Source organism: Paenibacillus glycinis (genome assembly GCF_009909185.1).
In the GTDB taxonomy this organism is placed as follows: Bacteria; Bacillota; Bacilli; order Paenibacillales; family Paenibacillaceae; genus Paenibacillus_Z; species Paenibacillus_Z glycinis.
This window is the reverse complement of sequence record NZ_JAAAMV010000029.1, coordinates 89,609-101,685: the sequence shown is the minus strand read 5'-3', so window position 1 is coordinate 101,685 and position 12,077 is coordinate 89,609. Positions and strand designations below refer to the sequence as shown.

5 protein-coding genes are annotated in these 12,077 nt (G+C 62.2%); 4 read left to right on the top strand and 1 reads right to left on the bottom strand.

Translation table 11 applies throughout. From position 1 onward, the window contains the following. Positions 1–165 precede the first annotated feature (165 nt). The 4 genes from GT019_RS27790 (at position 166) to GT019_RS27775 (ending at position 10,179) form a co-directional block, all read left to right on the top strand. A complete protein-coding gene (locus GT019_RS27790) occupies positions 166–1,821 on the top strand; it encodes an SGNH/GDSL hydrolase family protein (RefSeq protein WP_161746712.1) in 1,656 nt (551 codons plus the stop codon). A gap of 172 nt (positions 1,822–1,993) precedes the next feature. Further along, positions 1,994–4,135: a GH92 family glycosyl hydrolase gene (locus tag GT019_RS27785; RefSeq protein WP_161746711.1), complete on the top strand. Its 2,142-nt coding sequence runs from the start codon at positions 1,994–1,996 to the stop codon at positions 4,133–4,135. A 107-nt stretch (positions 4,136–4,242) separates the two neighbouring features. Then, positions 4,243–5,574, top strand: coding sequence for a response regulator (locus GT019_RS27780; RefSeq protein WP_161746710.1), 1,332 nt, complete (start codon positions 4,243–4,245; stop codon positions 5,572–5,574). Positions 5,575–5,739: 165 nt separating this feature from the next. After that, positions 5,740–10,179 (top strand): sugar-binding protein, encoded by a 4,440-nt coding sequence (locus GT019_RS27775; RefSeq protein ID WP_161746709.1) that lies wholly within the window; start codon positions 5,740–5,742, stop codon positions 10,177–10,179. Positions 10,180–10,532: 353 nt separating this feature from the next. On the opposite strand, the gene thrC is transcribed toward GT019_RS27775, so the two are convergent. Continuing rightward, the gene (gene thrC, locus GT019_RS27770) at positions 10,533–11,921 is read right to left on the bottom strand and encodes a threonine synthase (protein ID WP_161746708.1); all 1,389 of its coding nucleotides are present in this window, start codon (positions 11,919–11,921) and stop codon (positions 10,533–10,535) included. Positions 11,922–12,077: the final 156 nt, after the last annotated feature.

Genomic DNA, 12,077 nt, shown 5'->3' with positions numbered 1-12,077 from the left:
ACGGAAATTTTCCATTTCCTGGCGAAAGCTGAACATGCCGGCAGGCTGGCGGCTTTGACGATCGCGGGTCTTTTTGACGCGGAGGCGGACTGCGCCGGCAGGAGGTGAAAGCCCGGTCCAGAAATGAAATAGTAGAATCCGTGTCAAGCAGAGGGGGAATCGTTCATGAAGAAGTCATCCGGGCCGCTCGCCGGCGCGAGCGCTGGATGGGTGGTTTGCGATCCGGGAACGTGGCAGGTGAGGGTTCGGCCCGGAGAAGTCGTAGCGAAGGGCGGCCGCGCCGTACGGATCGATTCGGAACGGGTGCTCGCCATCCGCCCGGGCGGCAGAAGAGCGTATCGCAGCCAGCGGTACGCAATCGTCGGCGAAGCGCGGCAGTCGCCCTGCTTCTGGAACGGCGAAGACATTCGCGGGAGCGGCGGCATGCCCTATCAGCGCATGGTGGCGGGCTCGCTTCGCGTCTACGACGAGCATCGGTCCGTGCTGTACGAGCCCGACGAGGATTATTGCTACGACTATTATTGGGGGACGATCAAGCGCCATCCGCAAGGGCGAATTCGCGAGCAGGAGCTGCTCTCGCTCGATTATGACGTCTGGCTTTGCCGCTACGACGCGATCGTGCTGCTGGAAGACGGCACGATCGTCGTCGCGGAAGGGACGGAGGAGGCGCCGGAGTCCCGTGAGCTGCTGCTCCCGGATCCGCCCGTCGTCAGGCACGGCATCGTGTTGGCGCATGTGTTCACGGGCTGGGGCGAAGCCTCGCTCTACGACGGCTCCGCCGCGATTACGGTGGAGGAAGGGGAATGGCCGCCGGGTGAAGCATCGCTGCCCTGCGTGACCGGTCGGTATCTGGATGCGGCTCCGCGCGATTATCGGGTGGAGGTCGTCGCGCTGTCGCCGGACGACGATTCGCTCGGCATCATCGTGGCGGCGGAGGGCATCGATTACGGACGGGAGCGCCAGCTGACCGAGGAGACCTTGCGCTGGTCGGCTCCGGTGACGTTCTCCCGCAAGGCGCAGGCGCCGCTCGCGATCGTCAGCGAATACGGGCACGCGGTCGATTGGGGACTGTCCATCGATTTCGGCGGGCTGGAGCCGGACGCCGTCTGGGTGGGGGCGCGATTCCGCATAGCGGCAAGACCGCATTCGGTCTTGAACCTGACCGCGTCAAGCGCGGATGCGGCCGAAGCGATTCCCGTCTTGAACCGCGAGGCGCTGGAGCCGTTCAGGTGGAAGCTGCTCGCGGGCGGGCCGGCGCGCATCGCGTTCTACGGCGAGAGCACGACGCGCTCGGGACGCTGGCCGTATCAGCTGATGCGCTTCCTGCGGCGCGCCTGCCCCGACGCCGCGCTCTACTCATCGAACGTGGCGATCAGAGGAGAGAGCTCCGTTCGCGGCGCAAGCCGATACGAACATGAAGTGCGCAGCACGGAACCCGACCTGGTCGTCCTGGAATATATGCTGAATGATTCCGGCTGCCTCGAAGCGGCGGAACCGGCCGTGCGGGAGATCCTCGCCAAGCTTCGCCGCGACGGGATTCCCTGCCTCATCGTGACGAATAACGGCATGAATCCCCTCTTCTGCGGGTCGATGCGCGCGGTCGAGGCTTCGCACGAGCTGTACCGCCGAGCGGCGGAGGAATTCGGCTGCGCGTTCGTCGGCGGATACCGGTATTTCGAGCGGCTGCACGAATACGGCGTTTATTTCCTGACCGCGCTGAAGGGCAATATGGTCAATCATCCGTACGGCAACGTGGACCCCGACTGGGGGAGCTTCGACGAAGCGCTCGGGCATGCGGTCATCCAAGCCGTCGCCCCCTAAACGGCGCCTCGGAGCTGGATGCGGGCTATCCAATTCCGTGGAGGCGTTCTTGAATTACTGCGCGTGCAGGAGGGAAAAGCATAGGAATACCGTAGTTTTTGGAGCTTTGCCTTATTTAGCCGCGGAAAGCGTCTTGTTACAATGAGGGGGACTCAGAATTGGAGGGGAATCCATGCTCGCCGTAGACTATGTAAACCCGATGATCGGCACGATCGGCCATCTGCTCACCTCGACCTCGCCGACCGTTTCTTTGCCGCACGGAATGATGAAGCTTGCTCCGATCACGACGCCCGGGATCGCCGACAAGTACTTGGCCGACCGGATATTCGGCTTCCCGGCCGGCTGCTGCTCCATCATGCCCGCGCGCAATGCCGGGCTGCCCGATCCGTCCGCGCATTCGTCGCTGTACGATCACGATCTGGAGCATGCGGCGCCCTATGCCTATCAAGTGCTGCTGGAAGACGAGGAAATCTTGGCGGAGATGACGGTTTCCTATCAATCCGCGATCTACCGGTTCCGCTATCCGGTCGGCCCGGAGGCCGCGCTCGTGGTCGGCTTCCCCGCCGGAAGCCGCTTGACGCTGCTTACGGAGCATGCGGCGGTGATCGCCGGGACGGTGGCCGGCGTGCCGCATTTCACGCATCTCGCGTTCTCGCAGCCGGTCGAACTTGACCGCATGTGGGAATCGGAGCGGCAGTCGGGCTGCGTGCTGCGCGCGGCGCCGGCGGGCGGCTTGCTCGAGGTGCGCGCCGGGATTTCGTATATTGGCGAGGAGCAGGCCGCCCGCAATTTGGCCCGCGAGCTGGATGGCCGTACCTTCGAGGAGACGAAGCAAGCCGCCCGGGAAGTCTGGCAGCAAGCGCTCGGCCGGATCGAAGCGAGCGGCGGCTCCGAGGAGCAGAAGACGATCTTCTACACCTCGCTTTATCGCTCGCTGCTCAACATGAGCAGCATCACGGAAGACGGCCGATATTACAGCGCGTACGACGGATGCATCCACGAGAGCGAAGGGCGCGATTTCTACGTGGCGGACAATATCTGGGATACGTACCGCTGCCTGCATCCGCTGCAGCTGCTGCTGGATCCGGAGCGCAAGCAGGATATGATCCAGTCGTACGTGCGCATGTACGAGCAGTGCGGCTGGCTGCCCCAGTTCCCGTTCGCGCAGGGCGATCTGCCCGTCATGACGGGCAACCATACCGCGGCGCTCATCTACGACGTCTACAACAAAGGCTATCGGAATTTCGATGCGGCCAAAGCGTTCGAAGCGATGAAGGTGAACGCGACGGAGGTGACGATGCTGCCCTGGGTGCACGGTCCGCTGACGGAATTGGATCGCGCGTACCAGGAGCAAGGCTTCTATCCCGCGCTGCGTCCGGGCGAGACGGAATGGGTGCAGGAAGTGCACGGCTTCGAGCGCCGGCAGTCCGTCGCCGTGACGCTGGAGCATGCGTACGACGACTGGTGCGTCGCGCAGCTGGCGCTCGCGCTCGGTCATGCGGATGATTACGAGGCGTTCATGCGGCGGTCGCGGAATTACCGGAACCTGTATAACGAGACGACCGGGTTCATGTCGCCCAAATCGGCCGACGGCGAATGGGTGGAGCCGTTCGACCCGAAGTACGGCGGCGGGCTGGGCGGCAGGGATTATTTCTCCGAATGCAACGCGTGGATCTACAGCTTCCACGTCCAGCATGACATCGAGGGCTTGATCGAGCTGATGGGCGGCGCGGAGCAGTTCGAGGAACGGCTGGACGCGCTGTTCGCCGAGCAGTACGACGGTTCCAAGTATCGCTTTCTGGGGCAGTTCCCGGACGCGACCGGCTTGATCGGACAATACTGCCAAGGCAACGAGCCGGCCTTCCACATCCCGTATCTGTACAACTACACGGCTTCGCCCTGGAAGGCGCAGCGTCGCGTGCGCGAGATCATGAAGCTGTGGTACCAGGCGACGCCGACGGGCATTTGCGGGGACGAGGACAACGGGGCGATGTCCGCCTGGTACGTCTTCGGCGCGATGGGACTTTATCCGATCTGCCCGGGCAAAGCGAGCTACGAGATCGGCAGTCCGCTCTTCGAGAAGACGGAGATCGCCGTTTCCGGCGGCGGGATCTTCACCATTCGGGCGGAGGGCGTATCGGACCGCAACAAATACGTTCAGGCCGCGGAGGTGGACGGGAAGCCGCTGACGGAACCGCGCATCTCCCATGAGGCGATCGCGGCCGGAAGCACCCTGACGCTGCGGATGGGGGACAGGCCCAACAAGGCTTGGGGAACCGCGTTGCCGTACGCTGGCCGGGCGGAGAATAGTTGATATTCCGTTTCATCATAGGAGTCACGGGCGGCGACGGCGACGTTGCCGCTTTATTCATCCGCGCGCAAGCAAACGGGTGCAAAACCAATCGGAGGGGACGATCTGGCATGTATCAGCTATTGATTGTTGACGACGAGAAAGTAATCCGCGACGGCTTGGCGGCATGGACCTGGGAACGATACGGCGTCCAAGTGGCCGGCTGCTGCGCCCACGGTTTGGAAGCGCTTCAATTCATCTCGAACCGTCCGGTCGATATCGTGATGACCGATATCCGGATGCCGTTCATGGACGGCATCGCGCTTATGGAATCGCTGAATCGGCTGTATCCGTTCATTAAAATCATCGTACTGTCGGGCTACGGCGATTTTGCGTATGCCCAGAAAGCGACGCAGCACGGCGCGGTCGATTATTTGCTGAAGCCTGTTCCGTTCGCGGAGCTGCCGAAATCGATCGCGCGCTTGACGGAGCGGCTCGACGAGCAGAAGCAAAAGGAAGAGCGGCTGGAGGTGCTGACGCGCAAGGCCAGGCAGCTGACGAAGGTGCTGCGGGACGATTTTCTCGGCCGGCTGCTGGAGAAGCCGCTGTCCCCGGAGCTGCTGGAGCAAGGCAGCGCGGAGAGCGAGATTCTGCTGGAGGCCGACCGCTACGCGGTTGCCGTCGTTCAGCTGGACCGAATCGCGATCCATAACCAGCGCATCTCGGAACGGGAGCTCAATCTGATCGCGTTCTCGCTCGACAACATCTTAAGCGATCTGTGGGATTCGCAGCAGTTCGGCTACCATCTGGTCGACAAGACCGCCATGGCGGCCTATTTGCTGTCCAAACACGACGACCATCGGCGATTCGGGGACATCGCCTCGCAGCTGCACCGTTATATCGGCTTGTTCAAATCGACCTTCTCGATCGGCATCGGGGCGACGGTCGCGAGCCCGTTCGCGATTCATCAATCGATGCACGCCGCGAGGGCGGCGCTGGCCGATAACGTCCAGGAGGGCGCCGTGCGGGTCGGCGGTTTGCCGAATGCGCCGGAATCCGATCCCCCGACGACGGCATTCATCGGCTTGGAGGATGACGAAGAAGGGCCAGGGCCGGACCCCGCATTTCACGACAGCATCATCCTGGTGGAGGCCAAGCGGTACATGAAGGCGAATTACGGCCGGAGCCTGACGCTGAAGGAAGTGGCCGACCACGTGTTTATTTCGACGGGCCATCTGTCGTCCTTGTTCAAGAACGCGGGCGAGCGGTTTTTGAAGTACTTGACGACGATCCGCATGAACAAGGCGAAGGAATTGATGCTGGACAACAGTTACAAGGTGTACGAGATCGTCGAGCTGGTCGGCTATTCCGATCCGGCGTATTTCACGGAGGTGTTCAAGAAGCATACCGGCAAGACGCCGAACGAGTTCCGGGGCAAGCTGAAGCAGCCGCGCAACGGTTAGCCGCAGCCGCTTCTCCCGACGGATGCCGCAGTATCCGATAGACACCTTATCTCAGGGCGGATACCATAGAAATCGCAATTTTGTCCCCTGTTAGCGGCGGCGGACCGGTGGTACGATCTACTCGCCATTCCGCAGCAGTCAAACCGAATTCGTAGAAGAGGAGGGTTGAGGCCGACGAGTGCTCCGGGCCGACAATTGCCGCAGGCGATTGGGGCGGTAACCGGCGAGCGAACGCAAGCGATGGAGCGGGACCTTCCGCAGGACCGCAATCCGCATTCGAAGGAGATGATCGAATTGACGAACAACGCAATAACCAGATGGACGGCCGTGCTGCTGACCGCGGTCCTGCTGCTGTCGGGGCTGATTCCCGGCACGGTCCGGAGCGCCGGGGCCGATCCGCTGCCCGGGGAGAATCTGACGACCGTGGACGCGGCGAGCATTCCGTATACCGGACAATGGACCGGCAACACGACCCAGACGGCCTTCACCTTCACGGGTTCGATGTGGTGGAGCGATGCCTGGTCGTGGATGTACGACAACGTCAGCAACCTGAACGAGGCGGTGACGTTTCATTTCACGGGCGATTACGTCGCGCTCAACATGACGAAGCATGCGCAGGGCGGGATCGTGAAGGTGTACGTGGACGGCGTGCTGAAGAGCACGGTCGACACGGTCAATCCGACTTGGGTGGAATCGGCGAAAGTATTCGAGGCGACAGGCCTGACGAATGCCGCGCATACGCTCAAGGTCGAGGTGGCGGGCAAGTCGATCGCGGGCGACGCGTACGTGCTGATCAAGTCGTTCGCGTACGGCACGCCGCCGGCGCCGAATCTGGATCCTCCTCCGGCTCCTGCGCCGAATCATACGCTCGTGAATGCGGCCGCGGTGCCGAATTCGGGCCAATGGACCGGCAACGCGTCGCAGACGGCATTTACGTTCACCGGCACGGGCTGGTGGAGCGACAGCTGGTCGTGGATGTACGACAACGTCGCCAATGCGAACGACGCGGTCCAGTATCAGTTCATGGGCAACTCCATCGCCCTCTACATGACCAAGCACGCGCAGGGCGGCAAAGTCAACATTTACGTGGACGGCACGCTGAAGACGACCGTCGACACCGCGAACGCGGGCTGGGTGGAATCGGCCAAGGTTTATGAGCTGACGGGCCTGACGCAGGGCGCGCACTCGATCAAGGTCGAGGTGGCGGGCAAGTCGATCGCGGGGGACGCGTACGTGCTGATCAAAGCGTTCGATTACGGCACGCAGCCGTCGGGCAATTACGATCCGCCGCCGGCGCCGGCGGCAGGCCATACGCTCGTGGACGCAACCGCCGTGCCGAATGCGGGCCAATGGACGGCGAACGCGGCGCAGACGGCATTCGCCTTCACGGGCACGGGCTGGTGGAGCGACGGCTGGTCGTGGATGTACGACAACGTCGCCAACGCCAACGACGCGGTCCAGTATAATTTCACGGGCAACTCTATCATGCTCTATCTGACGAAGCACGCGCAGGGCGGCAAAGCCAATATCTACGTGGACGGCACGCTCAAGACGACCGTCGATACCGCGAACCCGACCTGGGTGGAATCGGCGAAGGTCTACGAGCTGACGGGGCTGGCGCAAGGCGCGCATTCGATCAAGGTCGAAGTGGCGGGCAAGTCGATCGCGGGAGATGCGTACGTGCTGATCAAGGCGTTCGATTACGGCAGCCAGCCGGCGAATCCGGACCCGGATCCGGACAAAGTGACGGTAAACGCGGACAGCAATCCGCATGCGGGCGCTTGGACGACCAATGCGGCCGAGCCCGAATTCACGTTCAACGGCGCGGGCTGGTGGAGCGATAATTGGTCGTGGATGTACGACAACGTGGACAATGCCGACGATTCCGTCGATTTTCATTTCACGGGCACGACGATCGCGCTGTACATGACGAAGCAGCCGCAGGGCGGCATCGTGAAAGTCTACATCGACGGCCTTCTCGAGAGCACGATCGATACCTACAACGCGACATGGGTCGATTCGGCCAACGTATTCGAGGAAACCGGGCTGCCCGCGGGATCCCACACCCTCACGGTGAAGGTATCCGGCAAATCCGTCTCCGGCAGCGCCTACGTGCTGATCAAGGCGTTCGAATACACGCCGAGCGAGGGCGGCGGAACGAGCCCGTACAAATTCAAGCTCATCACGGTGACGAGTCCGACGTATTACGCCGCGATTAACGGGCAGGTCGGCGTGACGTTCTATGCCCCGGGCTTCACCAGCGCGAGCGCGGAATCGCTGCATGCCCCGGACGGCGGGCATACGAACCCGTACGGCTACATGAAGCCGTTGACGTCCTCGACGATCGCGCTGGATCAGAACGATAACGGCAGGGGCACGTTCACGTTCAACGCCGCGGACTTCCCGAAAGGACCGGTCGCCATCCATATCAAAGCGTGGAACGCCAACAACGAATCCGACGACAGCTACCTGCAACTGGTCAATAACGCGGGCGCGGCATGGAACGGCGGGCCGGCCAATACGCGGAACACGGTGCCGGCGGCGCTCGGCGCGCACGGGCTGACGATGCAGCAGGTGTTCCTCGACGACTTCACGACCATGCCGACGATCTCCTACACCGGCGCGGGCGCCGACAAATACGCCGCCGCCAAGCCTGATCCGAGCGGCTGGCCGGAATACGCCGACGCCAAATTCACGCCGCCGAACTATTCTTACGGCAGCGCGGTCAGCAATTACAGTCCGTTCTCCATCGTCGATTCCGATTACATGAAGATCGAGACGAAGGATTGGGGCACGGTCATCGAGCCGAACTGGGGCCAGACGTACACGACGGGCTTTCTCGCTTCGATGGGCACCGACGGTTCGGGCTTCACGACCAAGCCCGGAGCGGCGCAGTATTTCGAGACGCGCTTGTTCCTGCCGCCGAATCCGGGCTTGTGGCCGGCGTTCTGGACGCTGACGCCGAACGACCCGAACGGCAGGCCCGGCAACGACGAGCTCGACGTGCTCGAAGCGTACATGGGCGGCAATCCGACGACGACGACCTACAACCACCATACGTGGGGCGACGGTTACGGCGGCATTCATACCGGCGGCACCGCCAGCACCGACGATTACGGCAGCGCGGTCAACCTGGCGGAAGGCTGGCATACGTACGGCATGCTGGTGACCGAAGACACGACGTATTACTATTTCGACGATCAATACATCCCGGGCTCCTCGCACGCGACGCTGGACCGCAGCTGGACGGTAGGCAACTATTTCATGATCAACAACGCGTTCCGCAAGAGCGATTCCGATTCCTACCGCGGCGGTTTTAACCGATACGGCAACACGGGCGAGATGTACGTGGATTGGGTGCGGGTGTTCCAGGTGCAGAACGCGGGTTTCACGCCGATGTTCAGCAAGGCGGAAGCGACGCCGGGCGGCACGGTGTCCATCGACGTGCTACGCGACGCGGCGGCGCAAGCCCTGTCCGGCACCTATAACCTGACCCTGCCGACGGGCTGGTCGATCGTCTCGGGCGGCTCGTTCGCGTCCGGCCATTCGAAAGACACGATCGTGCTCAGCGTGCCCGCGGGATTCCAGCAGTTCCAAGGCACGATCGGCATCACGCCGGTGTCCGGCGGCACGTCGTACCCGGCCAAGAACGTCAGCTTCACGACGAAGGGCTTGTTCGGCACGGAGATTTCCCCTTCGGCGAACGCGTCGGGCGGGTACGACCTGAATTTCAAATACAGCAATCATGCGGCGAGCGCGACGACGAATATCGTCATCACGGCCACGGGTCCGAATGGTTGGACGCAAACCAAGACGATCGCGTCGGTAGGCGCGAACGCGTCCCAAACGGCGGTATTCACGATTCCGACGCTCGACAGCTACGCCACGGGCAGCTTCACGTTCCATGCCGTCATCAACGGCGGCTATGCGTTCGACGTGCAGCGTCCGATCAGCGCGCTGACGGCCCGCAAGACGGCATCGCCGATCACGATCGACGGCACGATCCACGCGAGCGAATGGACGGGAGCGACGGATATCGTGCTGAACCAGGCTTCTCAAGCATCCGGAACATGGGGCGGGGTCAACGATCAGAGCGCCACGGCGAAGGTGAAATGGGACGATGACTACCTGTATCTGGCCGTGCAGGTGAAGGACGACATTCATGCCATGCCGCAGGCGAATATCGTCGACGCCTGGGCGGGAGACAGCCTGCAGGTGTCCTTCGACCCTGCGCGGGTCAACGGCCCCGTCGCAGGCGGGGCGCATCTCAGCTTCACGGCGGCGCTGAATTCCGCCACCGGCGCCTACGGCATCGCGGTCGACCGCACGGATTATCCGGGTCTCGGCTTTAGCTACGGACAGCTGCTGACGCGCAGCCACAGCTTCGTGAAGCGGGACGAAGCGGCCAAGACGACGACGTACACGCTCGCCTTCGACTGGGATGACATCCGTCCTGCCGCTTATGCCGGCGCCAAGGATCTCGGATTATCCTTCGTCGTCAACGACAGCGACGGTTCCGGCCGCAAAGGCTGGCTGTCGTATATGGGCGGCATCGCGAACGGCAAGGATCCGGCACAGTTCGGCGATTTGATTTTGGCGAATTAATTTTTAGGAAGCCGCTTGATAGCGAAGGGCCCTGCGTTTAGGCGCGGGGTTCTTTTCGCTTGGAGGGCGAAGTAGGCGCACGCAGAAGATTTTCGGCGCTTTGAGCGATCGTCTACGCTAGGGAGCGCGCAGAAGCCTTTCGGCATTGCCCTGCCCTTTGTGTGAGAGAAGACGTGGCATAACGGCCGTCAATCTCATGCCGGTGCTGCCGCCGCTGCCGATCGTTCTGATCGCGCGAGCCGCGATCGTCTGCGCGGGCGACAGCAAAGAGCTCCCGGCGGAAGAATCCGCCTGGAGCTCTTTTATTGGGTTGCCCCATATTCGAACGAGCTTAGTCATCGTCCAGCGATCGCTTAGAAGAACCGTACGAGCTGCTCCGCCACCGCGTCGTTCGTGCCCGCCACGCGCGTCTGGAACTGCGGCTTGTCGGACAGCGCCCGGATCTGGGACGGCGCCGTCTGCTTGATCTCGAGCAGGCGGATCGCTTCGTCGAACTTCGCGGGATGCGCCGTCGACAGGGCGACGGTCACCTCGTCGTCCGCGGTGAACCGGTGCGCCGCCGCCACGCCGCATGCCGTATGCGGGTCGAGCAGATAGCCGTACGCGTCGTAGCAGACCTTGATCTCATGCAGGCACTCGTCGTTCCGCACGCCGTAAGCGGAGAAATCGGCCTGCACCTGCTTCAAGCGGTCGCCGTCGACGGCGATCCGGCCGTCCCGTTTGAAGCCGTCCATCAGCGCGGAGACGACGTCGGCGTTCCCGCCGTTCAGGTAGTACAAGTAGCGCTCGAAGTTGCTGGCCACTTGAATGTCCATGGACGGGCTGTGCGTGCCGCGGAATTCGCCGGGCTGGTAGACGCCTTCCGTCACGAAGCGCTCGAGAATGTTGTTCTCGTTCGTCGCCAGGATGAGCTTGTGAATCGGCAGGCCCATGCGCTTGGCCAGATAACCCGCGAAGATATCGCCGAAGTTGCCGGTCGGCACGCTGAAATTGACCTTCTCGGCTTGTCCCTGCTTCGCCAGCTGGAAGTAAGCGTAGAAGTAATAGACCGTCTGCGCGAGAATCCGCGCGATGTTGATGGAGTTGATCGCCCGCAGGTGGTAGCGCTGCTTGAAGGCCACGTCCGCGAACAGCTCCTTGATGATGCGCTGGCAGTCGTCGAAATTGCCGTCGACGGCGAGGTTCAGCACGTTGGCGTCGTCGACCGTCGTCATTTGCAGCTCCTGCACCCGGCTTACTTTGCCGTGCGGGTGGAGGATGCAGATGCGGATCCCTTCCTTGCCGCGGACGCCTTCGATCGCGGAAGCGCCGGTATCGCCGGAAGTGGCGCCGAGTATATGAATCGTGGAATCGCGTTTCTTCGAAATATACGCATATAGATTGCCGAGAAATTGCAGGGCGATGTCCTTGAACGCGAACGTCGGGCCGTGGAACAGCTCCAGAATATGCAGGCTGTTGTCGACGCGGCGCACCGGCGTCACTTCGTCGTCGCGGAACGTGCCGTAGCTGTCGTCGACCAGCTGCTTCAAGTCTTCGCGGGGGATCTCGCCGTCGACGTACAGCGAGAACAGTTCAAGCGCAAGCTCCGGGTAGGACAGCTGCTGCCAAGCTTGGAGCGTGGCTTCGGATAATGGCGGGATGTGCTTCGGGACGAGCAGTCCCCCGTCGTCCGCCAATCCCATGAGAACGGCGTCGATAAAGCCGACAGGTGCGATTTTGCCTCGTGTGCTGATGTAGTCCATAACGATCCCCTTCACCCAAATTTTCAATAATTGTATCAAAAATCGCGGGTAATTCCCAACATAATTTCAGGTCGTCGCGCGTTTCCGATTTGACATTGTTCCGGGGATGGCGGGATACTGGGGATATATAGGCGAATTCGCCGGCAAACTCGCAAA

Excerpts from the sequence above, each read along its gene's own strand:
- GT019_RS27790 (WP_161746712.1), top strand. The coding sequence starts at position 166 with ATGAAGAAGTCATCCGGGCCGCTCGCCGGCGCGAGCGCTGGATGGGTG.
- GT019_RS27785 (WP_161746711.1), top strand. The coding sequence starts at position 1,994 with ATGCTCGCCGTAGACTATGTAAACCCGATGATCGGCACGATCGGCCAT.
- GT019_RS27780 (WP_161746710.1), top strand. The coding sequence starts at position 4,243 with ATGTATCAGCTATTGATTGTTGACGACGAGAAAGTAATCCGCGACGGC.
- thrC (WP_161746708.1), bottom strand. The coding sequence starts at position 11,921 with ATGGACTACATCAGCACACGAGGCAAAATCGCACCTGTCGGCTTTATC.